Origin of the sequence: Bifidobacterium indicum (assembly GCF_036987015.1) — a bacterium.
Lineage (GTDB): Bacteria > Actinomycetota > Actinomycetes > Actinomycetales > Bifidobacteriaceae > Bombiscardovia > Bombiscardovia indica.
The window spans coordinates 112,094-138,445 of the sequence record NZ_BTXM01000001.1 but is presented as its reverse complement, the minus strand read 5'-3'; the positions used below and the strand labels follow the sequence as shown (position 1 = coordinate 138,445).

The 26,352-nt window shown below is 58.9% G+C and carries 18 protein-coding genes; 4 read left to right on the top strand and 14 right to left on the bottom strand.

The window, feature by feature from the left end:
- Positions 1 to 173 precede the first annotated feature (173 nt).
- The 6 genes from AACP59_RS00535 to AACP59_RS00510 all read right to left on the bottom strand — a co-directional run bounded on the left by AACP59_RS00535 (position 174) and on the right by AACP59_RS00510 (position 9,190).
- Positions 174 to 1,514: an ABC transporter substrate-binding protein gene (locus AACP59_RS00535; protein ID WP_339349335.1), complete on the bottom strand. Its 1,341-nt coding sequence runs from the start codon at positions 1,512 to 1,514 to the stop codon at positions 174 to 176.
- A gap of 116 nt (positions 1,515 to 1,630) precedes the next feature.
- On the bottom strand, positions 1,631 to 2,527 hold the full coding sequence (locus AACP59_RS00530) for a carbohydrate ABC transporter permease (RefSeq protein WP_339349334.1): 897 nt from the start codon (positions 2,525 to 2,527) through the stop codon (positions 1,631 to 1,633).
- Complete coding sequence (locus AACP59_RS00525; RefSeq protein ID WP_370465976.1) at positions 2,524 to 3,519, bottom strand: carbohydrate ABC transporter permease; 996 nt, start codon at positions 3,517 to 3,519, stop codon at positions 2,524 to 2,526. Before AACP59_RS00525 ends, AACP59_RS00530 begins: the two co-directional genes overlap by 4 nt.
- Positions 3,520 to 3,717: 198 nt before the next feature.
- The gene (locus AACP59_RS00520) at positions 3,718 to 6,870 is read right to left on the bottom strand and encodes an alpha-mannosidase (RefSeq protein WP_479686260.1); all 3,153 of its coding nucleotides are present in this window, start codon (positions 6,868 to 6,870) and stop codon (positions 3,718 to 3,720) included.
- A 173-nt stretch (positions 6,871 to 7,043) separates the two neighbouring features.
- Positions 7,044 to 8,420 (bottom strand): 6-phospho-beta-glucosidase, encoded by a 1,377-nt coding sequence (locus AACP59_RS00515; protein ID WP_339349329.1) that lies wholly within the window; start codon positions 8,418 to 8,420, stop codon positions 7,044 to 7,046.
- Positions 8,417 to 9,190 carry a DeoR/GlpR family DNA-binding transcription regulator gene (locus AACP59_RS00510; RefSeq protein WP_339349327.1) on the bottom strand — a complete coding sequence of 258 codons (774 nt, stop codon included), beginning with the start codon at positions 9,188 to 9,190 and terminating at the stop codon, positions 8,417 to 8,419. Before AACP59_RS00510 ends, AACP59_RS00515 begins: the two co-directional genes overlap by 4 nt.
- Positions 9,191 to 9,266: 76 nt before the next feature.
- On the opposite strand from AACP59_RS00510, the gene AACP59_RS00505 reads away from it, so the two are divergent.
- Positions 9,267 to 10,247, top strand: coding sequence for a carbohydrate kinase family protein (locus AACP59_RS00505; RefSeq protein WP_339349325.1), 981 nt, complete (start codon positions 9,267 to 9,269; stop codon positions 10,245 to 10,247).
- Positions 10,248 to 10,325: 78 nt separating this feature from the next.
- On the opposite strand, the gene xylA is transcribed toward AACP59_RS00505, so the two are convergent.
- The 7 genes from xylA to AACP59_RS00470 all read right to left on the bottom strand — a co-directional run bounded on the left by xylA (position 10,326) and on the right by AACP59_RS00470 (position 19,901).
- Entirely contained in the window at positions 10,326 to 11,669 is a 1,344-nt protein-coding gene (xylA, locus tag AACP59_RS00500) for a xylose isomerase (protein ID WP_339349324.1), read from the bottom strand.
- A gap of 277 nt (positions 11,670 to 11,946) precedes the next feature.
- A complete protein-coding gene (locus tag AACP59_RS00495; RefSeq protein ID WP_339349322.1) occupies positions 11,947 to 13,947 on the bottom strand; it encodes a beta-N-acetylhexosaminidase in 2,001 nt (666 codons plus the stop codon).
- A gap of 292 nt (positions 13,948 to 14,239) precedes the next feature.
- Positions 14,240 to 15,397, bottom strand: a complete 1,158-nt coding sequence (locus AACP59_RS00490) for an ROK family transcriptional regulator (protein WP_297317134.1) — start codon at positions 15,395 to 15,397, stop codon at positions 14,240 to 14,242.
- 64 nt (positions 15,398 to 15,461) lie between these two features.
- Positions 15,462 to 16,376 (bottom strand): carbohydrate ABC transporter permease, encoded by a 915-nt coding sequence (locus AACP59_RS00485; RefSeq protein ID WP_297317133.1) that lies wholly within the window; start codon positions 16,374 to 16,376, stop codon positions 15,462 to 15,464.
- On the bottom strand, positions 16,373 to 17,359 hold the full coding sequence (locus tag AACP59_RS00480) for a carbohydrate ABC transporter permease (protein WP_297317132.1): 987 nt from the start codon (positions 17,357 to 17,359) through the stop codon (positions 16,373 to 16,375). Before AACP59_RS00480 ends, AACP59_RS00485 begins: the two co-directional genes overlap by 4 nt.
- 155 nt (positions 17,360 to 17,514) lie before the next feature.
- A complete protein-coding gene (locus AACP59_RS00475; protein WP_297317131.1) occupies positions 17,515 to 18,843 on the bottom strand; it encodes a sugar ABC transporter substrate-binding protein in 1,329 nt (442 codons plus the stop codon).
- 281 nt (positions 18,844 to 19,124) lie between these two features.
- Positions 19,125 to 19,901 (bottom strand): copper homeostasis protein CutC, encoded by a 777-nt coding sequence (locus AACP59_RS00470; RefSeq protein ID WP_339349319.1) that lies wholly within the window; start codon positions 19,899 to 19,901, stop codon positions 19,125 to 19,127.
- A 560-nt stretch (positions 19,902 to 20,461) separates the two neighbouring features.
- On the opposite strand from AACP59_RS00470, the gene AACP59_RS00465 reads away from it, so the two are divergent.
- Together AACP59_RS00465 and AACP59_RS00460 are read left to right on the top strand one after the other, a co-directional pair.
- A complete protein-coding gene (locus tag AACP59_RS00465; protein WP_297317129.1) occupies positions 20,462 to 21,676 on the top strand; it encodes an ROK family transcriptional regulator in 1,215 nt (404 codons plus the stop codon).
- Between the two features lie 74 nt (positions 21,677 to 21,750).
- The gene (locus tag AACP59_RS00460; protein WP_339349317.1) at positions 21,751 to 22,650 is read left to right on the top strand and encodes a carbohydrate kinase family protein; all 900 of its coding nucleotides are present in this window, start codon (positions 21,751 to 21,753) and stop codon (positions 22,648 to 22,650) included.
- Positions 22,651 to 22,802: 152 nt separating this feature from the next.
- Here the strand turns inward: AACP59_RS00460 and AACP59_RS00455 are convergent, their stop codons facing one another.
- Entirely contained in the window at positions 22,803 to 24,293 is a 1,491-nt protein-coding gene (locus tag AACP59_RS00455; RefSeq protein WP_297317127.1) for a DASS family sodium-coupled anion symporter, read from the bottom strand.
- Between the two features lie 73 nt (positions 24,294 to 24,366).
- On the opposite strand from AACP59_RS00455, the gene AACP59_RS00450 reads away from it, so the two are divergent.
- Positions 24,367 to 26,205, top strand: coding sequence for an NAD-dependent malic enzyme (locus AACP59_RS00450; protein WP_339349315.1), 1,839 nt, complete (start codon positions 24,367 to 24,369; stop codon positions 26,203 to 26,205).
- The last annotated feature ends 147 nt before the right edge of the window (positions 26,206 to 26,352 follow it).

Sequence of the window (26,352 nt, the reverse complement as noted above, 5' to 3'; positions counted from 1 at the left end):
CACCATCCGCGTGTCGAATTCGGTGGAATGCATGGGACCTCAGAAAGAGGACGCTCCCACAAACAGGAATGCCACAGCATCATTCCAGCAGATACTGTGGCATTCATTTCGGTTGTTACATTAAATTGAATGGAAGCGGATGAGAAAAATCATCCCACCCGTCTGGACCAGAATCAGACACCCTTAACAGTGTACCCCTGTTCATTGCCGTACTTGATCAGGTCTTTCTGAAAGTTCTTCAAACCTTCCTCGAAGGAAATGGATCCTTCATAGGCCTTGCCGATCGAGTCGTTCACGATCGAATTGGCATAGACCTGATACGGGAGGAACTGCCAATCCTTGTGGATGTCCTTCGAGCTCTGGTTGAAGACCTTGTTGATCTGCTGGCCGCCGAAGTAGTCGGCCTTCTCTTCAAGGAACTCCTTCGCATTCAGGTCCTTGACCGTGCTGGGGAAACCACCCGAGGCCTTGGCGAGTTCGATGGACTCCCTTGAGTTGTTGAGCCACTTGACGAAGCCGGCAGCCAGAGCGGGGTTCTTGGTCTTGGCATAAACAGCCTGGGACGAACCACCGTAGTTTGCGGAGGCAGGCTTGCCATCGTAGGTAGGCAAAGGAGCGACACGCCAATCCCCGGCACTTTCCGTGACTGAGGTCTGCAACGAATTACGAAGCCAGGAAGCGGAGATGATTGAAGCCATCTTCCCCTTGTTGGCGGCCTGGTACCACTCGGTACCCTGATTGGCAAAAGTGGTGATCAGATGTTCGCTGATCAGTTTGTCCCAAGTGCTGGCCCAACGCTTGGCACCCGGATCACTCAGGTTAATGGTCACATTCGTACCATCCACCTTGAAAGCATGGCTCCCGGCCTGCCAAAGCATCGAGGCAACCAGGTTGCCCTGGCCCGAGTCGCTGGTGATATGGACACTGGGATCCTTCTGCTGCATGATCTCGCCATCCTTGACGAACTCATCCCAGGTCTTTGGAGGTTCATTGATACCAAAGGAATCATAAACCTTCTTATTGTAGAAGAGGACCATGGGACCAGTGTCCTGCGGGAGGGCATAGATCTTGCCGTCAGCACTCACCGAACCCCAAGCCGAAGCCGCATACTGACTCTTCAGATCGGCGAAACCATATGCAGAAAGGTCAAGCAGATTGCCGGGCGTATAGAACTGGGGCAGGGCCTGATACTCGATCTGCATGATGTCGGGCACATTGGAACCCGACTTGATGGCGTTCATCATCTTGGTATATGCAGCAGCTCCGCTGCCCGGATTCACGACTTTGACATGAACCTTGGGATACTTCTTCTCGAAGGCTTTGACCTGGGTATCAGCCGATGCTGTCCAGGTCCAGTAGACCAGGTTCCCACCTTCCTGCAGGGCGGATTCAACATCCTTTTCCTTGCCACCGCCTGAACTCTGGGCGCTGCCTCCGCAGCCGCCAAGGAGCGTGGCCGTCATGGCGACTGTAACGCCGGCCACCGCCATCCTTTTCAATGATTCGTACTTCATGAGTATTTCCTTTCCTTAGTGTTTGTTGCGCATCGATGCGCAACGAATCTCTCCGTCCCGCCTGATGGCGGACGGGGTTTCCGGTTCGCGGATGACCTCCTTGCCAACTCGACGATTCACTGCTTGACGCTTCCTGCGGTCAGTCCAGACTCCCAATACCGCTGAAGCATAAGGAAAATGATGATGATTGGAATGACGGTAAGAAGCGAACCCGTGATGACCAGGTTGTAGATGGGCTCTGGAGTCGAAGAGCCTGTAGCCTGATCGTTCCATTCATTCAAGCCCACCGTAAGCGGATACCACTTGGGATCGTTCAGCATGATCAGGGGAAGGAAGTAATTGTTCCAGGTCTGCACGATTGCAAACAGCAGGACCGTAATGATGCTGGGCGATAGGAGAGGCACGACGATTTGGGCGAAGATCCTAAATTCTCCTGCACCATCCATCCGTGCCGACTCGATGATGCTCTTCGGCACACCGGTCAGTGAATAGCTCATGACCAGGTACAAACCGAACGGGCTGACCAGGGAGGGGATGATCACTGACCAGGGCGTATTGGTGAGTCCCAGTTTTGCAAAGAGCAGGAATGTCGGCACAACCAAGGCAGTACTAGGAATAGCGATACCACCAATGACCGTTGCCAGAATCCCTTTCTTTCCAGGGAAATCGAAGATGGCCAAGGCATACCCGGCCAGAGTGGCCAGGAAAGTGGCACCACCTGCACCGATCAGCACATAGACAAAGGTGTTCAGAAGCCATTTTGCAAACATCCCACCCTTATAGGTGAAAGTCTCCTTGATGTTCTCCACCAGATTGAAATCGTGCCCGAACCACAGACCGAAGGTCGACATGACATCAGATTGGTTCTTGGTGGCATTGATCACGAGCCACAAGAGGGGAACAAGAGAGTACAAGGCCAACAGGAGCATGAATATGAACATTGCTGGCGAATGGCGGACCAGGCTATTCCTGCTTCCCGCCTTCACGATGCCTTGCCGGCTTGCCTTACTCATTTTGCGACCTTTCTCGAAGCCTTTCGACGGCTCTTGGGACTATCGGTTTCATCAACCCGCGAACCGCGTTCTTGTGTGATGTAGGTGACCACACCGGTAATCACACCCATCAGGATGGCCAAAGCCGCTGCGTTGTTGTACTGACTCCCATTCAAGGAAAGGTTGTATGCCCAAAGGTTGGGCGTGTAGTTGCTGGAAATCGCGTTTGGAGCCGGGGTTTTCAGCAGTTGAGGCTCACTGAAGAGCTGGAAGGTCCCGATAATGGAGAACATCCAGGTAATAAGCAACTGCCCCCTGATGGCCGGAATCTTAATGTACCGGGCTATTTTCCATTCACTCGCACCGTCAAGTCGGGCCGCCTCATAGAGTTCCGTCGGTATGGTCTTCAGACCCGAATAGAGGATCAGCATGTTATAGCCCAGGAAGGACCAGGTCATAATATTACCGATGGACCACAGAATCACGTTTTTTGCAAGCGGCTGGATACTCGTATTGAGCCAAGCGTTGATGCTGGCCGTCAGACCGAACTGATCCCCATAGAGGAACTCCCAGATCAGCACCGCCACGACACCTGGAACGGCGTAGGGCAGGAACAGGATAATGCGGAAGAAACCATGTCCCCTTAAACGGCCCGAATCTATACACAGCGCCGCAACCAGGGCCAAACCAAGCATGATTGGAACCTGGATGAGGAAAACACGGACGACTCTCCAAACACCATCCCAGAAGGTTCCGTTCTTCAATAGGGCAACGTAATTTGCCAAACCAACGAAGTGGCTGCCGCCTATGAGCTGGTCACGGAAAACGCTCAGATAGAGAGCATACAGGATGGGAAGAATGGTCGCAATAAAGAAGACCACCAGGAAGGGGGCGACAAACCCCAGACCGACCCATCTGGTTTTCGCATGTGCACTCACCGCTCGATGGTGCTTTCTTGTATATGCATCCCGATGCACCTTCTGTACCCGGGATGAAGGAGAACCTGACGTCATAGTCAAATCACCCTGCTTTCTTGGAATAATGATCTCACTTCTTTGGGAGCGGTCGCCGAACGGCTTTGAACCCATCCTTGGGGCCGTCAACCTACATGTTCTCAGCCGATTTTCAACTCGCCTGACATAGGCCTGATTCATATATGCTGCGCCCGCTGGTGTGGTCACCCACTAGGTTCCGCTGTTCTTACAATTCAGTCATGGTCGTATCCTTAGTGTCGTCAGTTGGTAAGGAGCGAGGGAGAGCCGGGCGCCCTCCAGAGGAATCCGTGTTTCCCTGCCTTGGTGAACGGTCGGTTCCGAATCAGGACCAGTAAGCGCCTTCGGCATTCCATGGGTTTCACCGTCTTCTTCCAATAGGTCGGTTTCACAAACCGTTGCCTTGGACAGGAGCGCTGAGGCATGAATTACCGCATCTGCACGTTCACCGATAGGTTCATAGAGGCGAACGATAATATCCGAGGACCCATCATCCGCAGGTTTGACCCAATCCAGGACCACGTCGCCCTGATGCCTGCAAAGTTCGATCAGAGGTTGGATGTCCGGCACATGAGCAAGTACCGGTGCATTGATTTCACTGGCCTCCTGAACAACCTCATCCAGATTTGCACCGGGAAGAAGTTCCCAGGTAAATTCATGGATCCGACCGGTATCGGTATTGGGATCAGGGAAACTTGGTGAGGAAAGCAGGGAGAGTTCCAAAAGCGTTCCCGGCTGATTTCCCGATATCCCACCTTGTTCCAGAGGGAAGATGCTGGATCCGTAGGTGGAGGCATTGACCAGGCCGAGACCGTAACCCCCCTCATGCAGATATACGAAACGGTGGGTACAACTCTCAAATATCGCCTCGGTATCCTTGGTGTCCCTGTAGACAGGCCTATCAATGGTACCGTACTGGCACTCATAGGTTGCTGTGGAGGTTCTCAGGGCCAGAGGGAATGAAACCTTCAGGAATCTGTCTCGCTCTCTCCAGTCAACCTTGGCATGGAATCTCAACCCATGCCCCCCACGGTCCAGCACAATCCGAGTCACGATAGTGGTCTCGGAACCAATTCTCGTAGTGACCTCCACCCCGGAGGATGTGGCTGAACCAATAGGGACCACCTTTGTGGTCTTTCCGTATTCGCACGGCCCCAGGAAGGCATCGCGATCGATCTCCCAGGCATCGCGTTCGCAGGGCTTGTCGATCAGGAGACGATATCCCCCCAAACCGATCCCGGCGACGACCAGCTCACGTCCGGTCTTCGAATCGCGGCAGGACAGAACACGCCCGTCCTTTCCGACGGTTGCCTGGACAATATCATTCGCCAGGATGTAGGTGTCATCCTTCATACGAACAGTCGGGGCTCCGACATTGGTATTGCCGCTTTCATCCAACGCCTTGACCTGGTCGGAAGGTACGGAATGAGGACGCCAATTCGCCTGGGAGACACGCCCGTTCTCCAGCAACGGGGACTCAGGCACACCGTCGGCAATGGCTTCGGTGGCGTCTTGAATCATGCGCTCCAACGCCCGTATATCCTTGTCGAAGTCCTCTCGGGCTTCTCGATGTACCCAGGCAATGGAGGATCCCGGAAGGATGTCGTGGAACTGATTGAGCAGAAGCCTTCGCCATATGGCATCGATCTCATCTGAAGGATACCGGTAGTCGGGATTGGAAAGACGGGCCCTGCAACCCATATATTCCATGACTCTGAGCAGACCCTCCTCATGTCGACACCCTGCCTTCATATCCTGCTGGGAGGTCAGGGTTGCCCGGTGGAGCTGAAGATACAATTCGCCATGCCAACGCGGACGTTCGCGGGCTTCACACTGATCCATCTCCTTGGAAAGTTCATGGAAGAAGGCATCAGGCGTCGAAAGCCTGCATGTGGGGATTCCCTCAAGATCGTTCATCCTCGAAAGGCGCCCCAGCATTTCACGGGTGGGACCACCGCCACCGTCTCCATAACCAAACAGAAGAAGACCCTGGTCAATGCTCTCCTTATCGCAAGCATTAACCTCCGAATACCTGAGCTCATTGGGGGTGACTTCCGCAGCATAGGTGTCGGTGGGCGGGAAGTGGGTCAAGATATCGCTGCCGTCAATACCCTCCCAGATGAACGAGTGATGAGGAAACTTGGTTGTGTCATTCCAAGAGATCTTTTGTGAAAGGAACCAGCTGTAACCGGCTCTCCTTGCAATCTGAGGCAAGGCCCCGGAATATCCGAAACTGTCGGGAAGCCATACTCCATTGGGGGTTACCCCAAGATGCTCCTTGAAGTACTTCATGCCGGTCGTAATCTGTCGCACCAGGGATTCCCCCGAGGGCATCATTGCATCGGCTTCAACCCACATACCTCCGACGGGGATGAAACGCCCCTGATCAATCCTCTTTTTCATACGTTTGAAGAGATCGGGGTAGTCCTTTTCCAACCAGGCATACTGCTGAGCTGAACTCATGGCGAAGAGGAAATCATCATCCTGGTCCATCAGAGCCAGGACATTGGAGACCGTTCTGCCGATTTTCCTTCTTGTCTCCCGCTTCGGCCACAAGTAAGCGGCATCGATGTGTGCGTGTCCGATTGCGTTCTCATGAAAAGTCGTAGCTCCGGCCGTCTGGTCAAGCACCTCGGCAAGCTCTGCTCGCGCCGAGGCCAGAGTGCCATCCCGATCATCGTCATCATAGGCATTCAGCGAGCGCTGAAGGGCTTTGACCACGCGCCAATACCGAACCGTGTCCTTATCCAGAACCTCGATCAGTCCCGTTACTACCTCAAGATCCCTGACATATTCCCACAACTCCTGGTTGAATCGGCACAGATTGATGCCTCCATAGGCATAACCTGAGTACAAACGGCCATCTGCCTCTTCTCCCAAGTCCGTTGACCGCTGAGGAATATTCAAGAGCATCGGGTTGCACCCAGCCTCCAGATACAGACGAAAACGCCCGTCCTTATCAGTCAGCCCCTCCAAGGCTCCTTTACCATGCAGACGGACCCAGGAATTGAATGGTTGCACACCCTTGACGGCTCGTCCATCACTGTCGTAGACCAGACCTTCGCACTGACCACCTGAGGTGTTCTTGCTCCATCCCAGATCGGTGACCAAATCGAAATCGGTTCCAGTGCCCAACTCCTCCGGGGGCAGAACCCCTTCGACACGGAACCAGGTTGTTCCCCATGTTGTCCCCCAGCTCTCCCCTTTTTCTATGGGGCGGAAGCGAATATGTCCGGATTCGGCTCGATTGATGAATTCACGGCAAGGTTGGGGCTCTCCGGGATTGACATAGACGCCGACGGAGCACGATTCCACTTTTTCCTCAACATACGGACGTATGCGATCTCGCAGAAAACGCCTATACTTGCTCATTTCCCGATCGACCTTGATCTGCATGTTCCACAGTACCTTTCACCTATTGATGTAATCTACCCCGCCCAGATATGGTTCCAGTCCGGACCTCACCGGATGCCTTTTCCCAGCATCATCTCCCAAGAGGAAAACCGGGACATGGCTTCCTCATGCCGCAGGTGCCAATCACTCGTCTAGATCACGTCAGCTCCCCTTGTCAGCACGGCATCCATCTCCGGAATGGCTTTTCTGTATCCGGACAGAAGCTTCCTTGCAATCGGGACCGATTGGACAAGAGGATGCAGGGCAAAGGCCAGCAGGGCCTCATTTTCGGATCCTTCGATTCCCGCCTTGGCAGCATGACGTTCGGCCTGGCGCACCTGTTGCATCAGTCCTATCTGATCCATGGTTGGCTGCTCTCCCACATTCAAGGGATGTACCCCATTGCCATCCACCAGAGTGGGGACCTCGACAACAACGTCATCAGGAAGACCAGCGATGGTTCCCCTATTACGCACATTCAGAATCATGATCCGGTTTTCGCGGCGGCTGATGGCGTTCATAACACCCAAAGCAACACCCGCATACCCCAGATGGGCCGGGTCGAATTCCTCCTTGCGGTTACTGGTGGGAGCACCTTGGACACCACCCAAAGCCTCCGCCATATAACTGGCGCCACGTTCCTGAAGAGCATTCCTCCAGATTCGATCGGCGTCCTCACCAGCCTGGGCTGCCTGCTCATAGAAACGGGTCTGGGTCTTGAGCAGGAAGTCCCCCCGCGTCATTCCGGATTCCAGAATCCTACTGACGGCATCCCTGTTGAAGTAGTAATAGAAGAGGTATTCATTTGGGACCATCCCCATGCTTCGGAGCCAATCCGGATCGAAAACCTTCGCCTCCTCCAGTTTGGACAGCTTTCTTTCGTCAGACAAAAGATCCGGCAAAAGGTCATGCCCATCCACCAACACCCGCCTCATCCAACCGAGATGATTCAGCCCTACATAGTCCATCTGGATATCTTGGTTTTCTTGGCCCAGGAGCTCAGCGATCCTTCTGCCCAATCCCGAAGGGGTGTCACAGATACCAAGCACCCGGTCCCCGAGTACACCCTGCAGGATCTCGGTAATGATTCCAGCAGGATTGGTGAAGTTCAGGAAGTACGCTTGCGGACAGATCCTCTTGGTGATGCGAGCCATATGGAGCATGACCGGAACCGTACGAATCGCATAGGCCAAGCCACCAGGACCTGTTGTTTCCTGGCCTAAGACCCCCAGATTCAAGGCCACATGCTCGTCGCAACACCGGGCTTGGAGACCGGCCTCGCGTATAGCCGCGAAGATGAAATCAGCCCCCTCCAGCGCCGGTTCCAGTTCCGTATAGGTCTGCACGCGAGGAGCATCGTCGAATCCCTCGGCTTCGACACGCATGATGTTCAACATCGTATCCATGCGCGACTGGTCGATGTCATAAAGAGCCAGTTCATCGAGTCTTGGCTGGCCCTGGTCCCTCAACAGGGCCTGCCAAATGAAAGGCGTTCGAAAACCGCCGCCGCCAAGAATTGTCAACTTCATACCTGAACCACTTTCTTTCCATCCTCATTGAGCAAGTCAACAACGGAATCAGGTACCTGATCCGTCGTAATCAGTACATCGAGATCGGTCAGTGAACAGAGTTTGAAACTGCCGGTACCGGGATACTTGGTATCGTCAGCAAGAAGAACGACCTGCTGCGATGCTCCGATGAATCCCTGCCTTATGGGTGCTTCAACAGCCATGTTGTCAACGACGGCATCACCACGAACCCCGGTACAGCACAAGAACATGATGTCGGCTGTGATTTCATCAATCATATGCTGGGTCAGCGGCCCGACCAGGCTGTCATGGTGATGACGTAAAGCTCCGCCGACAAGCACCAGATCAACTGCATCATCATGACGAACCTGATCCATGACCGCCAGATTCGAAGTAATGATGGTAACCTGACGCCCACGAAGATTCCTGGCTATCAGAGGAGCGATCGGGCCTATGTCCAGCACGACGACCGACCCATCCTGGACCATGTCAGCAGCCGCATGCGCAAGACGCTTCTTCGCATCTACTTCGGCATCAGAAGACTTCTCGGTTTTGTCGGGTTGTCCCGTATCAGTGATCTCCGACCTGTTGCCTTGGGTCAGCATTGCCCCGCCATACTTGCGTTGCAGGCGACCGTCCTGTTCCAGATATGTGAGATCACGCCTGATTGTCGATTCGCTGACACCAAGACCGTTTGAAAGATCCTTGACGGATTGGCCGTGTTCAGCCAATCGATCGAGAATCTGCTGACGCCTTTCATCCAGAAGCATGGTTTCACCATACATCAAATGACACATTTTGACAAAGTTTGCTCATTTTGCTTGATTGCCGTTAAAATGAGCAAGTATGAGCAAAACTCTTGGCGAAGAAACCGGCAAGCCCAATGATTCCGCCTGCTTTGACGTGGTCGTTGCCGGCAAAACCTATCTGGATCTGATTTTTTCCGACCTTCCATTCCCCGAACCCGGAACAGAAGTACTGGCAGGGAATATGACCATATCGCCAGGAGGAGCAGCCAATAGGGCGGTCGGAGCCGCCAGACTCGGAGCAAGGTCCGCCCTGCTGACGAATCGAGGAATCGACCGGATATCTGCCTCGCTTTTTGACTCACTTCATGATGTGGAGCATCTTGATCTGACACTCTGCCAGACCTGCGGCGGATATCACAACCCCGTATCCGCAGCCATCAGTTCGCAAGACGATAGATCGTTCATCACCTATGACAGGCCCGGTCCCAACCTGGCCTGGCCCTCAAATGCACGGACAAGGACCCTCTTCATCAGCCTTTCCGACGGTCTTCCCGAATGGACGGACCCACTTCATGAACAAGGTACAACGATTTTCGGCGGGGTTGGTTGGGATGCTTCGGGCAGGTGGTCCAAACAGGTTCTCGAGGATGCCAAACACGTTGACGTTCTGATAATGAATGAAACCGAGGCAAGGCGATACACAGGGCAGGAGTCGATCCAGGACGCCATGAAGATTCTCCTGGATAATGTCGAGACAGCAGTCATAACCCTCGGCAGCAAGGGATCCATGGCATCGAATTCGAATGAATCTATTGAAATTCCAGCCCCATCCGTCACCAGTGTGGATCCAACTGGAGCAGGTGACATTTTTGCATCCGGCCTGATGACCGCCGCCACCTGGTCATGGCCCTTGAAACACTGCCTGGAACTGGCGACCGTGGCCTCATCCTGCTCGGTGCAAACCCCCGGCGGAGCAGTAAGCGCTCCCAATGCCACCGAAATACTGGAATTCACCCATATCCATGACCGTGAATACGACTGGTCATGGATTGAAGATCACCTGGGCAATACAGAATGAGCGGGCACAAGCAAACCCTGCACGACAGTCGTTCCTGTCGTGCAGGGTTCTGCAATGCAGAAGGCGGAAGGAATCCGCTCAGGCCTCGGCCAGGGCGTCGACGATGTAGTTGTTGATCGTGGCCTTTACCACCTCAAGGTGGTCCGACTTGTCGGCTGCGATCAGCTCGGACTGCGGCTTGTCCAGGCTGTACTCCTCCAGGGAGGCCAGGGTGGCCGAACCGTTCTCCACACTGGTCCCGATGCCGGAGTCGAAGGAGGAGTAACGGGCCTTCTGCAGATCCTCGATGTACCCGTCCTCATGCATCTTGGCCGCCACGAGCAGACCGGCCGCATAGGTGTCCATACCCACGATGTGGGCCCGGAAGAGGTCCTCGGGGAGGAAGGAGGACCGGCGGGGCTTGGCATCGAAGTTGAGACCACCGTGCGGACCGATGCTGCCGTTGGCCATGACCTCCCACATGACGGCCGTGGCATCATAGAGGTCCGAGGGGAACTCGTCCATGTCCCAGCCGATCAGCTTGTCGCCCTGGTTGGCATCCAGGGATCCCAGGAAACCGGCCTCGCGGGCCACCCTGACCTCATGCTGATATGTATGCATGGCCAGGTTGGCATGGTTGCCCTCGATGTTGAGCTTGAAGTTATCGGCCAGGCCGTAAGTGCGCAGGAAATTGATGGTTGTGGCGGCATCATAGTCGTACTGATGCAGGGTCGGCTCCTTGGGCTTGGGCTCAATCAGGAACTGTGCATCGAAGCCGATCTCCTTGGCATAGTCCACGCACATGTGGAAGAGCTTGGCCATGTGGTCCTGCTCACGCTTCATTTCTGTGTTCCACAGGGATTCATACCCCTCACGGCCACCCCAGAAGACGTAGTTCTCGGCACCCAGGCGCTTGCCGACCTCAAGGCTGTGCTTGAGCTGACCCGCGGAATAGGCGTAGATATCGGCGAAGGGCGAGGTACCTGCGCCCGCCTCGAAGCGGGGGTTGGTGAAGAGGGAGGAGGTGTTCCAGAGCAGCTTGACCCCGGTATCCTTCATGTTCCGTTCGATCCGATCGACCACCTTGTCCAGGTTGGCATCGGACTCACGCAGGGTGTCACCCTCGGGGGCCAGATCGCGGTCATGGAAGCAGAAGAATTCGACGCCGAGTTTGGTGAAGAGCTCGAATGCGTAATCCACCTTGGCCAGGGCCTGATCCATGGGATCCTTGTACTTGTAGTAAGGACGCTGAGCGGTCGGATCACCGAAGGGATCCACCAGACCCTGGTTGAAGGTGTGCCACCAGGCCACGGCGAAACGCAACCAGTCCTTCATCTTCTTGCCGGCCACCACCTTGTCCTTGTCGTAATAGCGGAATCCCAGGCCTTCCTTCTCGCCCTTCCGCCCGACATATTCGATCTTGTCGACATCCCAAAGACCCATCAGAATTGCTCCTTTGCCTATGCAGCTATATACAGCGGGAGTCCGAACTCCCTCTCAGGGTCTACGGTAGAGTAACTGACATGATTTGTCAATCCGTTGAATTAACTATATGTCGATTGTGCCATCCGGTCACATACCACCGATTTTCCGGCAAATGAAATGCAGGAAAACACCTCTTCAAAGGAGAGAGGGCACAGAGAGCCCGCCACCTGAAGAGGACGGAGACGGAAAGACCCCGTCTCGGAGCAGACGGGGCCGGGTATTCACCGGTCTGGTATTACTCGCGATCATCCTGCCTGAGCATATCGGCATACCTCCAGATCAGGGAGGATACGCAGCGCAGCTCCGACTCCCGACTAACATGCCGCCAGACGCTGCGGTAGGTCTCGAACCAGGTCTCCAGGTCGTCGGCCGTGGCCCAGGACTCCTGATGGGTGGCCTTGTGCGAGACGATCCCCGTCCGTCCGGCCAGAATCCAGCCGATCCGGTTAAAGATTCGCTGTCCCTCCAAGGCCACCAACTGGGCCTGCATGGTCTGCACGCCTAGACCTCTGCCTCCTGCCGCCGCACGGCCCATGGTCTTCTCAGCCTCGATCAGGCCTTTTTCATGCGCGGATACATCCCCGAGGCGTCCTGCCATGGTCGCCATGAACCCCCTTCGGGCCCCTTCCAGGTTGTCGGGAAAGCCCTCGTCCCAGACATGAGGATCGACCTGGGTCAGGAATTCGGCAACATCCTGGTTGACACCACCCTGACCATCATCCAGCTCCATGTACCGGACCATGTCATCCCACCCGAAGGAGACGCAATGGGAGGCCCTGGTGAATCCCTCCATATAGGACCCGTCGGCATTGCCATAGGCCAGGAGGGAGAGGGCACGGTCCACCCGGCTCTTCTCGGCCCCCTCCATCTTCCAGAAACACTGGGAGGCGTAGGCAAGACCGGGCATGCTCATCCTCGGATCGTTGATATGCCCGTAGTCCCCCCAGTCGGTCACCATGGCGCCCACGGCACCATACTTGAGCCCATAGGCACTCAGGCGGGAGATGTTCTGCCAGGCCCCGTCGATGTCCGGAAGCAGGGTGTTCCAGGCATGCACGGCCGCACAGACCACTTGCCGGGCTCCGGTCTCGGCTACCAGACGTACCTTCCCCTCCCCCACCTTCGGGTCATACAGCCAGTTCAGCAGTAGGCAGTCCTTGGGCAGGCGGTCCAGAACAGCGGGCATGGAAACGGCGATGTCACCCCAGTACATGGGGAGTCCACCTTCATGGCGGACATGGTCGCACAGGCGAATCACATAATCCGCGTACATATCGGCCACTCCCCTGCGCTCGGCCTGTTCCCCCGACCGGCCCTTGCCCAGATCGAAGGTCTCGTCCGCCCCGATATTGAACTTGTCGCTCCTGAACAGCTCGGAGTAGGAATCGATCTGCCGGGTCGAGAACTCGAAGGCCTCGGGGTGGGTCACGTTCAGGGTGTGATGCTCCTGACGCTCGATGAAGGAGTAGGGCCTGTCCGCATTCTCGGGGAACTCGCCCAGGTCACGCAGGCCCCTGGTTCTCAGATTGGTGTAGTGGTGGCCGAAGGTCGATATGGAGGGGACCAGCTCAATGCCCAGCCCGGCACAGTAGGCGTCAAAGTCCATGATGTCCTGGGGACGCAATGGACTCTTTCCGCGCCAGGATTCACTCATCCCGTCAAAGGCGAAGGAGTGCTCAATGTAGAGCTGGAGCTGGTTGAACTTATAGAAGGCAAGGATATCCGCCCAGTGCCTGAGCCAGTCCATGGTCGGTACGCGTCCCCTGGTTACATCCAGGCTGTAGGAGCGCAACGGGTAGGCCGGCCTGTCTTCGATGGTCAGGACAGGCAGGACCTGACCACACTGGCGGATGATCTGCCGCAGGGTCTGGACCCCGTACCTCAGACCCTGACCGTCGCCACCGATGATGCGAATGGCGGCAGGGTCCCCGATGGTCAACCGGTATTCCTGATTCCCAAGGTCATGGTCCAGACCCAGTTCGATGCAGGAGGGCCACCGGTCCCCCCGCGCCCTGTCCCAGGTCAGACCGATTGCCGCCTCGATCTCCTCGGAGAGGGTCCGGGCGAGCGTGTCGCCCAGGCTCTGATCCACCCCCCGCGCATAGGCGATCCTCCCGTGAAAGGGCAGGAGGATCTCACCACTGCCATAGGCCAAGGACACCGGGCTGGGTATCAGCTCCAAGGCCCTTCCCTCGGAAGGGGATTGACCAATCGGACGTTCGCTCGATGACATCATGAGTGGACCTTTCTGAATAGGTGGTTCATGCCTGGTACCGAAATCATGCCCGGTGTTGGAATGAGGCATGGTACGGAGCTTATGCACGGCAGCGAATCCGCGTAAGGACTGATCACATGCCCTGAAACGGACGGATTGAACCGGAACCGAATGAAACGACATGGACGGGTGGGCGATGACCGATGAGACCAGACCGACCGGGAGGGGGCGGCCACGATGGGCGGTTACGGCAGAGCGGACGAAGAGGGCGGGGCGGGCGGCATGGGACATGTCCCCCTGACCGCCTCCCGGTTCAGAGGACGCCCAGCTCATGGCGCAACACGTTGGCCACCCCACCAAGGGCGGCGGCATCCCCGCCCAGGCGGGTCGTATGGACGTCCACCCGCTCGATGAAACGTGAGTGGACCCGGTCGTTGATGGTGTTCTCGACAGCGTTCAGGAAGACCCTGCCCACTATTCGCTCGGGACCGGATATGGTCACATCGGTGATGTTGGTCAGAGCCACAGGCAGGGACAGGGCCGTTCCCAGAACCTCCCCCGCCTGGGTCAGCAGGTCGTCGCGGCGGTTGGGATCGTCGGCGATCCTCGCTTCCAGCACCGGGGCCGCAATCAGGGTCTCCAGGCAACCCCGCTTCCCGCAGACGCAGTCCGGGCCGTTCTCGTCAACGACCACATGCCCTATCTCACCGGCCACATAGGCACTTCCCTGCACCACGTGGTCATCGATCAGCACACCGGCGCCCACACCCTTGGCAATGGCCACCAGGATCATGTTGTCAGGCCCGGTGGCGAAGCAACGTTCACCGAAGACCGCACTGTCGGCATCGTTGCTCACCCGGACCACCATCCGCAGGGCACGGTGGAGTTGTTCGGCCAGGTCCAGATCGGTCCAGCCCAAGTTGGGGGCCGCAATGACCCGCCCGTACCGGTCCACGGTTCCCGGTGTCGCCACCCCAAGTCCGAGAATCGGCACCCGGGTCTGCCCGGACAGTCTCTTGCAGAGTGTGACCACGGCCTGGGGGTCAAGATACCCTGCTCTGGGTATCTCCATGTCCTGCCTCACCAGGACCTTCCCGGTCAGGTCGGTCAGGATGCCACGGATGACTCCGGCCTCGGAAAGGTCCACGGCCATGACGTTGGTACCGTCAGCCTTGATGCCGACCAGGACAGCGGGCTTGCCGGGCCTTGAAGAACTTTTGTAGCCCCCCTCGACCACCAGACCGTCCTGGATAAGTCCGGCCACCACGTCGGAGACCGAGACTTTAGATAACCCGGTTATCTTAGCCAGATCCGCCCTGGAGTGCCATTTGTCGGGATAGAGGGCCCGGAGCACGGTCTGTCGGTTCCTGCGGCGGATGTCAGAGGGGAGGGCCGAACGCAGCCTGCGGCGCCCTCCCCGACGGGAGGACCCACCGGATTCCACCTGTGAATTCAAGGGTTCATCCTCCATGGCTCATCTCCAAATCTTTCCGTTCCGTCCGGACCCATCCGGGACCGCCCCCCCCCAATCCAATCTACTTGACCGAGCCGGTCGTGATGCCCTTGGCGATGTTGCGCTGGACAAGCATGAAGAAGACGACCACCGGCAGGGAGAAGAGGACGGAGGCCGCCATCTGCCCGCCGAAGTCCGTGCCGGCTGGCGTCGTGAAGGACGACAGCCAGACGGGCAGGGTGTACTTGGTCTCATCCTTCATGAAGGTGTAGGCGGTCAGGTAGTCGTTCCAGGCCGTGATGAAGGCGAAGACCGAGGTGGAGACCACGCCCGGGGCCACCAAAGGGAAGGTGATCCTGCGCAGGATCTGCCATTCGCCGGCACCCTCGACCCTGGCCGATTCGAAGATCGAGGAGGGGATGGAGAGGAAGAAACCACGCATGTTCCAGACCGAGAAGGGCAGGACCAGGGCGATGTAGGCCAGGATCAACCCGATGTACTTGTTGAGCAGGCCGAACTGGTTGAAGACGATGAACTGGGGGATCAGCATGGCCGTCCCCGGAATCATCTGCATGGCGAGGATCATGACCATGATGGTCCGGCGCCCCCTGAACCTGTAAAGGGTCAGGGCCGCGCAGGCCAGGAAGGCCAGAAGGATGGAGACGATCACGGCCACGAAGGTGACGATGACCGAGTTCTTCAGGTTGCTGAAGAACTGCGTCTGGAAGATGGCCGACCTGAAGTTCTCCAGGGACCAGTGCGTGGGGACGAAGACCGGGTTGGTGGTCATCACCTCGTTGCGGGGCTTGAAGGCCGTGATGGTCATCCAGTAGACCGGGAAGAACCAGATGAGGCAGAAGACGACAGCGATGAGGTTGGTGCCCAGCCGCCTCCAGTTGAACCGCCGAACTCCATTGCGGACCCCTACCGGATCAGCGCTCTCCGCGGTGGTGCCGACCGGACCGTGCGAACCGGTCGTGCTTGTGATGGTGCTCATAGATCCTCACCCGATTTCAGCAGATTGCGTACATAGACGGAGGTCAGGGCCAGGAGGATGATCACGGTGATGACCGAGATGGCCGCGCCTTGGGCTATGTCGAAGTTGATGAAAGCCTTCTTGTAGGTGAAGACCCCGATGGTGGATGTCGAACCCGAAGGTCCGCCCTGGGAGACCAGCCAGATCTGGTTGAAGACGTTGAAGTCCCAGATGATCGACAGCATGCCGATGACCATGATGCTGGGCGAGATCAGGGGGACGACGATCTGCCAGTAGGTCCTGATCGGGCCCGCGCCATCAAGCTGGGCCGCCTCCAGGCTGGAGGGATCCAGCTGCATGGTGGCCGCATAGAGGGTTATGGCGATGTAGGGCACGGCCTGCCAGACCACCAGCATCCAGATGCAGACGAAGGCCAGGGTGGTGGTGTTGGACCAGGCCAGGTTCGACAGATCGCCAAAGATGCGGAGCCGGGTGAGCAACCAGTTGATGACCCCGTATCCGGGTTGGAAGAGCCAGTTCCAGACCACCGAGGAGGCGACGTTGGGCATGGCCCAGGCGAAGATCAGGACGAAGGTGACCAGGTAGCGCATGACCGTTCCCAGCTTGGTCATCATCTGGGCCACGGCCATGCCGATCAGCATGCTGCCCACAACCAGGGCCGCCGTGAAGAGAAAGGTTCTCAGAAGGGCCATCCAGAAGGTGGAATCACCCAGGACCGTTGCGTACTGTTTCACGCCTGCGACGTTAAACTCCCCCGTGAAAAGGGATCGCTGGTTGAAGTCCGTGAATGAGGTGAAAATCAAAAAGAGAATGGGGACGATCACCAGGGCCAGGAGGATGATCCCGGTCGGGGTCAGCAACATGGCAGCCATGCCATTGTGGCTGTCGGGCCTCCTGCCGGAACGGGCACCTTGACGCCTGATCCGTCCACTGCCTCCCGAGGGCCCTTGGGGCGCCGGGACGGCACTTGCATTGACGGTCATGAGAGCTTCCTTGCTTTGCTTGCCGTATGACGGCCGGTGGGGCGGGCAGGCCCACCCCACCGGAACGAACGATTTCATCAGGGCCGGGTCACCACGGATGCCGACCTGCACGGCATCCGCTTGTCCTGGTCACCCGGCCGGTGTATCAGAGGGGCTCAGCCCTTCTTGCCCAGAACCTCATCCAGGTGGGCGTCGAACTTCTGGGCCGCATCCTTGGGCGAGGAGGTGCCGGTCGCCACGGACTGGGTGAACTCGTTGATGGACTTGTCACCCTCGATGGTGGCCCAGTTGGGAGAGGCCGGCGTGGACTTGGAATCCTTGGCCGCGTCGAAGAAGCCCTTCTGCACCTGGGGGAAGTCCGCGGACTTCATGGCCTTGTCCAGACCCTCGACCGAGTTGGGCAGCCAGCCGTCGTTCTTGAAGACCCACTTCTGCTGGATCTCGTCACTGGCGGCGATCTTGACCCACTCCCGGGCGAGCTTGGCGTTCTGGCTCTTGGCGGCGATGGCCCAGTCGGAACCGGCGACCATGGACTTCTGGTTCTTGCCGGACTGCCCCGGCATGGCGAAGGTGCCCAGGTCGTCGTCCTTCAGGTTCTTGTTGGCCTCCTTGGCGGCCACGATCGAGGCGGAGTTGCTCAGGATGGCGCCGGTCTTCCCGTCGGCCAGGAGCTGATCCATGCTCGGGTCGACCGTGTCAACGGTCTGCGAAGCCTTGGATGAGTATTTGTTCTGGAATTCCTTCCACTGCTCCATGCCCTTGACGGCCTTGTCGGAGGATGTGGTGCCCTTCCAGGTCCCGTCCTTCTGCTCGGCCACGTCACCGCCGGCATCCCAGATGAACTGCAGTGCCGAGTACCAATACTGGCCGGGCATGTAGAAGGGGATGAAGTCCTTGTTGTCGGCGTTCTTGGCCTGGACCTTGTCCAGATCGGCCGTGAACTCGTCCCAGGTCTTGGGGGCCTCGGTCACACCCGCATCGGCCCAGACCTTCTTGTTGTAGATGACTGCGCGGGCTGCCGCGAAGGCCGGAACGCCGTAGAGCTTGCCATCGACGGTGGCCGGATCCTCCAGGCCCTTGATCCAGGTCTGGCCCCCGGAGAGGTCCTTCTTCACATCGGTCAGGTCCATCAGACCGCCGCTGGCCGCGAATCCGGCCACCTGGGTGTTGCCCATGTCGATCACATCGGGCGGGGTCGAGGTGGACAGGGCGGTGGTCACCTTGGTGGTGATGCCGTTCCACTGCTGCACCTGGACCTTGACCTTGGCACCGGTCTTCTCCGTGAAGGCCTTGTTGATGGCGTCCATGGTCTTGTCGGTGTAGTCACCCTTCATGGCCCAGACCGTGATGGTCTTGCCCTTGCCATCGGCATCCCCCGAGGAGGAGGCCTTGCTGGAGGACCCCCCGCCCATCGAGCAGCCACCCAGCGCCAATGCGGCGGCGGTGGCCAATGCCACGCCTGCAATCCATGTCTTGTTTCTCATCGTGAACCTCCAAGGAGCACGTATACCATTCAGCTTCATCGCAGTGGTTATCTCCCCTACCCCACGTCCACTGCCCGCGAGGTAACGGGCGAATCGTCGATGGTGGACCATCGGCAACCGCCAGTGGTTCCAGATCAGTCGGGAAAGATGAGTTTGCAGATCCTCATCGACTCCGTTTCACATTATTTAGTTTTCTTTCCTTACTTTTTCTGGAAACTTATTTAAGTATATAACCGTTGTGCGTCAAGAGCAACTTTCGCACGCCGGTCAGGACAACTTGCTCAGACTCCTGCCGCAGAATGCCAGGCAGACACGGCATGGGCGGCCTGCCCTACCAGGCCCCCATCCGTAATCTCCAAGCCGGCATCGGCACCCGCACCCGGCCCACCCCTCGAGTCGACCAGCCGCTTCGCGGACATATGGACGGCATCCACACCGAGATCCAGGACCCTGCCGATATCCTCAACCCGCAATCCCCCACCGGCCATGATCTGAATCCTGCCATCCGCCTGCTGGACCAGGTCGGCGATGGCATCCATCCCCCGGCCAACGGACGGCGCCCCACCCGAGGTCAACACCCGGTCGAATCCCAGATCAATCAGGGTCTCCAGGGCTGCGGACCTGTCCGGAACCTGGTCGAAGGCGCGGTGGCAGGTCACCTGGACCGGCCTCCCCTGGCGGTCGGCCTCCTCCCTGGCGGCCTCCAGGAGACGGGCGCTGAGCTCCCGGTCCACGTCACCACGCCCATCCAGGGCACCGATGACCACACCGGCTGCCCCGGCCCGCACGAGGGCACGGATGTCATTGACCTGAACCGCGACCAGGTCCGGATCCGTGTAGTGGAAGTCACCGGCCCTGGGTCTCACCAGAACCTGGACCCCGCCAGGCAGACCCACCCTGCAGACCTCCTGGACCAGACCGATGCTCGGGGTGAACCCACCGTAAGCACCCAGACCAACACAAAGCTCAACCCGGTATGCCCCCTGCCCGCTGGCCACCTTGGCCCCGGCCGGATCCTGGACGGCGATTTCCAATACGGCCCTGTCAGACCCACACATAGTCACTCCTTCGGCACCCAGGCTGAGACGAGTTTCCGCCTAGGACGGCATTTGGCATGCAGACGGTTCGGACGGGACATCCTCGACGACGCCACCATCTTCAGGCTTGCCATACCAGTCTAGGCACGACTCTCCTGGCGACACGATGGGCAGAGGTAATCCGGAAGATCCGGGCCGGAACAGGAGCTTGCAAAACCCGACGCCGCCAGAACGCGGCGAGGACATGATGCACGGTTCCGCGAGACGCAAGTGCAGAGTCAGCAGACTCGAGTGCCCCGGCTCTGAAGCCCCGATCCGAAAACCCGATAATGAAATCCTGACTCCGGACCCCTCCCGGACAAACCATTTCGAAACCCCGATTACGCAACCCCTCCCGGACAGCCGGATTCGGAAGATTCCGACTTCTTCCAATTACCACCGCCGCGCCCTCCTGTTTCGGAAGACCTGACCGCACTTCGACAGAATCTATAAACAGTGTTAATGTATAAACGTCGTTAATTCATTGTGAATCAAAGGACCCGGATTGGTCCTCATCGGCTCGGCTCAAGGAGGAGGCGGACATGCACCAGAACGGACCTGCCAGCACCCCTGCAGCCATGTCCGAACTCAACCAGTCCCGCATCGTGCAGTGCCTGCATGCCGATGGGGTCAGTTCCCGGGCCGACATCGCCAGGAAACTCCATCTGACGGCCCCCGCCGTGGGCAAGCTGGTCGGCCGATTGATCGACGCCGGCATCGTCAGCGAAACCGGAGAGGTGGCCTCCGGGGGGCACGGCCGGTCCATCGGCCTGAGACTGAACGCCAAGCGCTACCAGGTCATCGGGGTCAAATTCGCCCGAAGCCTGGTCCAGATCGGGGTCTTCGACATCGGCGGCCACCTCCTAAAAATGGAGGAGCTGCCGCCGGTCACCGACGGGGACGTGGAGTCATGCGTCCATGAGGTGAGGCGCCGCATCAAGACCCTTCTTGACCGGAACCCCTCCATCGTGGCCATCGGTATGGCCGTGCCCGGCCCCTACCTGCGCGAGGAGGGGCGGATCGCCGTCGTCACCAGCATGCAGGGCTGGCGGGGCGTCAACTTCATCGAGGAGTTCGGCAGGACCTTCCGGGTCCCCACCTTCATCGAGCAGGACGCCCGGGCCGGAGCCATGGCCGAGGCCCTCTTCGACACCCGTATCAAGGGGGCCAACCTGGCCTACTACCTGGTGGGCGAGGGTGTCGGCCTGGGGGTCATCGACCAGGACAACCTGGTCAACGGAAGCCTGGGCACCGCCACGGAGATCGGCCATGTCAGCATCGACATGAACGGGACCACCTGTGAGTGCGGCAACCGGGGATGCCTGGAATGCTACTGCTCGGCCGTGGCCATCCACACCCTGATGGGTGGGGCCGACCACAGGGGCCACTTCCCCGGCCTGGAGGCCATGACCCACAAGGAGGCCTGCAACCTCCTCTTCGACATGGCACGCCAAGGCGAACCGACGGCCGTCAGTCTCCTCGACCAGGTGGCCGACTATGTGGGCTACGGGTGCGTCACCATCGTCAACGCCTACAACCCTGCGCAGATCGTCATCGGCGATCTGGTGGCCCAGGCGGGGCGGCCCCTCCTGGACCGGGTCAGGACTTTGGTGGCCGACCGGGCCCTCCCCCAGGTGCGCGACCATACCGAGATACTCCTATCCGAACTCCCCGCCGACGCCACCCTGACCGGGGCCGCCGCCGTTGCCGCCAACCAGTTTCTGGAGCATCCCTCGAGCCTGGGAGGGCAGGGATGAAGGAACCGGGCAAGATTTCGTACCAATCACAGAACCATCATCAATCACAGAATCACCACCAGGAAAGGTACACCATGACCGCAAAGCCCATAGTCCTCAGTATCGGCGAACTTCTTTGGGACGTGCTGCCCTCGGGCAAGCGCGCCGGAGGGGCCCCCGTCAACTTCAGCTACCACGCCGCCAAGAACGGTGCAGACGGGTATGCCTTCAGCGCCGTGGGCAATGACGACCTGGGCCGGGAGCTGGAACAGGCCATCCAGAAGGCCGGCGTCAAGGCCATCCTGCAGCACAACGACCACCCCACCAGCACGGTCGAGGTGGAACTGACCGAGGGCATACCCCAGTACATCTTCAAGCCGGATGTGGCCTGGGACCACCTGCGCTGCACCAAGGAGCTGGCCGACCTGGCCAAAAAGGCCGACGCGGTCTGCTACGGCACCCTGGCCCTGCGCAGCGACGAATCACGCAAGGCCGGCCTGGAGGCCCTGAAGGACACCCGGCCCGATGCCATGCGCTTCTTCGACATCAACCTGCGCGGCACCTTCTACTCCAAGGACCTGATCCAGGAGCTCCTGGACATGGCCACGGTCTTCAAACTCAACGACGAGGAGCTGGTGCTCCTGCGCGACATGTTCCAGATTCCCGGCGACACGGATGCCGAACTCTGCCAGTGGTTCATGGACCAGTACCACCTGAACACCATCGTGCTGACGGCAGGCGGTGCCTACAGCACCATCTACCTCGCCGACGGGGAGACCTCGCGCATCCAGACCCCCAAGGTCGAGGTCGCCGACACGGTCGGCGCCGGGGATGCCTTCTCGGGCACCTTCGCCATCAACCGGCTCCTGGGCGCCACCCTGGTCCAGGCCCACCGGGCAGCAGTCAACACGGCCGCCTTCGTCTGCACCCGGCAGGGTGCCTGGCCGGAATACCCCGACCGGATCCCCGACTACCTGGCACGGGAAGGTCGCTGAACCGATACGGATGCCCGCTCCTTCCGGTTGAACATGACCGGGACGAGCGGGCATTCCATACCATCGGATTCCTCATAAGCAGGCCTCGTAAAGAGCCGGTGCCCGATCCCGATCTTTGGCGGATGCCGAAAGGTCAGGATCCCCAAGGGGCGTCACCAGATGCCGATGACCCTCCACCACCCCAATCCGACGGTGAGGAACACCACAACGGTGACAAGACCGCATATCAGACCGATTCTGAGGAACTCCGAGGTCTTGACGTATCCGGCACCGTAAATCAATGCGGCAGGTCCTGACGCGTAATGGGTCATTGCGCCAATCAGACCGCTGGCGCACCCCAGCATCAGGGCGGCGGGCACGGCCGGGACCCCGGCAGCCACGGCCACACTGACAAAGAGGGTGTAGATGGCCGCCACCTGGGCGAGCTCCGAGGCGAACATGTAGTGGATGAAGAAGTAGAAGAAGGTCAGGATGACCAGAACCAGCACCCAGGGCATCCCCTTGACCAGGTTTGCGATGATCCTGCCGGCCCAGGTGGTCACGCCCAGGGTGTTGAGTGGTTCAGCCATTCCCACCAGAACACCGAAGAAGATGAGGGTGGACCAGGCCGACTTGTTGGCGACCATGTCCTGCCAGGTGATGATCTTTGTGCAGAGGAGGACCGCCACACCCATGAAGGCGACGGTGGTCGCATCAATCTTGATGATGGAACCGGCGGCCCAAAGCACCAGCATGACCACGAACGTGACAGCCATGATCCACTCGTGCATGCTTAGGGGGCCGAGATTCCTGAGCTCGTTCCTGGCATCGGTCTGTGCCTGGGGCACATGCTTGATGGTCGGCGGGAATATCCTGTAGATCAGGGCCGGGATCAGAATCAGACAGATCAGGCCGGGCACGATGCCAGCCAGGGCCCACGAACCCCAGCTGATGTCGATATGCATCTTCTGAGCCAGCTGGGAAACGACGGGGCCGGCCGCCATGGCCGTGATGAACATGGCCGAGGTGATGGCATTGACATTGTTGGCCGTCACCGCCAGATAGGCGCCAATCCGGCGACGAGACTCATCCGACTTCGGAGTGGACTCCTGAACATCGCTGATCGAGGTGATGATCGGGAAGAGGATGCCCCCCAGACGGGCCGTATTGGATGGGGTGGCAGGGGCCAGGACCAGGTCTGCGGCGGAGAGACCATAGGCTATGCCCAGGCTTGACTTGCCGAGTCTGGAGAGGAAGACCAGGGCGATCCGCCGGCCCAGCCCCGTGGAGACGAAACCCTGTGCAATGAAGAATGCCGCCACGATCAACCAGATCGAAGAGCTTCCCAGTCCGCTGAAGGCGACCTTCTTCGGATCCAGGGCATCGGTCAGCATGCCGACCGTCATACCGATGATGGCCACCGCCGAGGTGGGCAGCGGCTGCAGGATCAGTCCGAGGATGGTGCCGACGAAGACACCCAGCATATGCATCCCCTGGCTGGTCAGACCCGTAGGCGGCGGAATCAGGAAGATGGCAAGCCCCACCACGACGCAAATCACCGACTTGATCAACTGCCCCGTATTGAAGGGATGGGACCCGGCCTCGGCAACACCGCCGCCTGCCTGGGAACCACCCGGCTCCCTTTGGGTTTCCTTGTCCGACATAAGGCGCTCCTTCGCACTTCAAGAGTTGAAATATCACTGTCCCGGGCCACGGACATCTTCGTCAGGCCCCTTGATGTACCACACACTAGGCAGAGCGCCCAGGCCCGGCAATAAGTTTCGCCAATATGGGCATGCCCTCACCGGCCCTTATTTCTGGGCGGTTTTCGGCACCATGACACTGTTGGACCATATTGCCCAAACCTATTTGCGGGCCGGTGCTGACCTTTCTAGGCTGACTGCCAAGAGCCCGGCAATGCAGCCGGCCTTATCGCGAAGGACAAGTGAAACCATGACAGGTTCCGACACCATCAACGACTCCTACGCCAATCAGGGACTTGGCTTCGACCTCAAAGAACGGATGAATCTGGGGCTGGACGGCCTCCTGCCTGCGGCCGTACAAGACCAGGACCAGCGCGAGCGCATCGTCCACCAGCGTTTCCTCAAGCAGCCCACCGACCTGGACAAGCGCCTCTATCTGATGAGCATCTGCCGCACCGACCGGCGACTGTTCTACCGGAGCATGGACAGGCATCTGACCGAATACATGCCCATCGTCTACGCCCCGACCGTGGCCCAGTCCATCCAAAGGTACGACGAATACTATTCAGGCAGCGACGTGGCCTACATATCCATCGACCGGCCCGACAGGATCGGCGCCGCCCTGGAGCAGTACGCCGGGGATCGTGAAATCGACCTGGTGGTCTGCACCGACGCGGAGGGAATCCTGGGCATTGGGGATTGGGGCGCCCAGGGGGCCGAGATCCTTACCGGCAAGCTGGCCGTCTACACAGCCGCGGCGGGCATCGACCCCTCCCGGGTACTACCTGTCATGGTGGATGTGGGTACCAACCGCCAGACCCTCCTGGAGAATCCGGACTACGTGGGCAACCACTTCGCCAGGGTACGCGGACAGCGCTACGATGACTTCATTGAATCCTTCGTCCGGGAGGTCCTGGCCCGATACCCCGAGGCCCTGATTCACTGGGAGGACTTCGGCCGACCCGAGGCGGCACCCGTCCTGGAACGCTACCAGAACACAATCCTGACCCTGAATGACGATATACAGGGCACCGGTGTCACCGTTCTGGCCGCCCTGATCGCCGCCAGGAACATTGCCGGACTCACAGCCGAGGAAACCCGAACCGTGGTCTTCGGCGCCGGGACCGCCGGGGTGGGCATTGCCGACCAGATCGTCGATGACCTGGTCCTGCGCCACGGCATGGATACGGAAACCGCCCGCACGAGTGTTCTCCTCTTCGACCGCCAGGGCATGATCATCCAAGGACAGGATGACCTGACCGAAGGCCAGCGCAAGTATGCAAGAAAGCCCGGCGAGTTCCCCACGGTCACTGACCCCACCTCCCTGGCCCAGGCAGTGGATGCCTTCCAGCCCACGGTCCTGATCGGCACCTCGACCCAACCGGGTTCGTTCACCGAAGATGTGGTCAAGGCCATGGCCAGGCATGTGGAACGGCCATTGATCTGCCCCATCTCCAACCCAACCGAACTGGCCGAGGCCAAGGCCGCCGACATCATCAACTGGACCGAGGGAAGGGCCTTCGTCACCACCGGTACGCCGTCCGCCCCGGTTGAGTACCGAGGGGTCACCTACTACATCGGCCAGGGGAACAACGCACTCATGTACCCCGGAATCTGCTTCGGTGCCATCGTCTCCAAGGCCAGGTTGGTGAGCAAGGGGATGCTTCTGGCGGGTGCCTACGCCATCTCCGACATGATCGATGTCAGCAGGCCCGGTGCCGCCGTCCTGCCGGCCGTCAACGACCTGAAAGAAATCTCCCGAAGGGTAGCCACGGCAGTCGCCAGGCAGGCTGTCGAAGAGGGCCTGAACAGGGAGGAGATCGGCGATGTGGACGAGGCAGTCGCCAAGGCCCAATGGCACTATGACGACTGACAGATGGGCGGATACGGGGCCATCCATCAATGACCACTCACGCTCATCGATGGATGGCCCCGCCCGGCCGTGATACTGAAACCCGACGGGATGCATGGTGCCGCGTCGGGTTTCCGTATGAATCTGAGACGAAGCCAGACCTTGGTG

Bases quoted from the DNA above. Each gene is read 5' to 3' on its own strand.
- AACP59_RS00495 (WP_339349322.1), bottom strand. From the start codon at position 13,947: ATGATGTCATCGAGCGAACGTCCGATTGGTCAATCCCCTTCCGAGGGA.
- AACP59_RS00475 (WP_297317131.1), bottom strand. From the start codon at position 18,843: ATGAGAAACAAGACATGGATTGCAGGCGTGGCATTGGCCACCGCCGCC.
- AACP59_RS00470 (WP_339349319.1), bottom strand. From the start codon at position 19,901: ATGTGTGGGTCTGACAGGGCCGTATTGGAAATCGCCGTCCAGGATCCG.
- AACP59_RS00525 (WP_370465976.1), bottom strand. From the start codon at position 3,519: ATGACGTCAGGTTCTCCTTCATCCCGGGTACAGAAGGTGCATCGGGAT.
- AACP59_RS00490 (WP_297317134.1), bottom strand. From the start codon at position 15,397: ATGGAGGATGAACCCTTGAATTCACAGGTGGAATCCGGTGGGTCCTCC.
- AACP59_RS00505 (WP_339349325.1), top strand. From the start codon at position 9,267: ATGAGCAAAACTCTTGGCGAAGAAACCGGCAAGCCCAATGATTCCGCC.
- AACP59_RS00515 (WP_339349329.1), bottom strand. From the start codon at position 8,420: ATGAAGTTGACAATTCTTGGCGGCGGCGGTTTTCGAACGCCTTTCATT.
- AACP59_RS00520 (WP_479686260.1), bottom strand. From the start codon at position 6,870: ATGAGCAAGTATAGGCGTTTTCTGCGAGATCGCATACGTCCGTATGTT.
- AACP59_RS00485 (WP_297317133.1), bottom strand. From the start codon at position 16,376: ATGAGCACCATCACAAGCACGACCGGTTCGCACGGTCCGGTCGGCACC.
- AACP59_RS00460 (WP_339349317.1), top strand. From the start codon at position 21,751: ATGACCGCAAAGCCCATAGTCCTCAGTATCGGCGAACTTCTTTGGGAC.
- AACP59_RS00480 (WP_297317132.1), bottom strand. From the start codon at position 17,359: ATGACCGTCAATGCAAGTGCCGTCCCGGCGCCCCAAGGGCCCTCGGGA.
- AACP59_RS00455 (WP_297317127.1), bottom strand. From the start codon at position 24,293: ATGTCGGACAAGGAAACCCAAAGGGAGCCGGGTGGTTCCCAGGCAGGC.
- AACP59_RS00510 (WP_339349327.1), bottom strand. From the start codon at position 9,190: ATGCTTCTGGATGAAAGGCGTCAGCAGATTCTCGATCGATTGGCTGAA.
- AACP59_RS00530 (WP_339349334.1), bottom strand. From the start codon at position 2,527: ATGAGTAAGGCAAGCCGGCAAGGCATCGTGAAGGCGGGAAGCAGGAAT.
- AACP59_RS00450 (WP_339349315.1), top strand. From the start codon at position 24,367: ATGTACCACACACTAGGCAGAGCGCCCAGGCCCGGCAATAAGTTTCGC.
- xylA (WP_339349324.1), bottom strand. From the start codon at position 11,669: ATGGGTCTTTGGGATGTCGACAAGATCGAATATGTCGGGCGGAAGGGC.
- AACP59_RS00535 (WP_339349335.1), bottom strand. From the start codon at position 1,514: ATGAAGTACGAATCATTGAAAAGGATGGCGGTGGCCGGCGTTACAGTC.
- AACP59_RS00465 (WP_297317129.1), top strand. From the start codon at position 20,462: ATGCACCAGAACGGACCTGCCAGCACCCCTGCAGCCATGTCCGAACTC.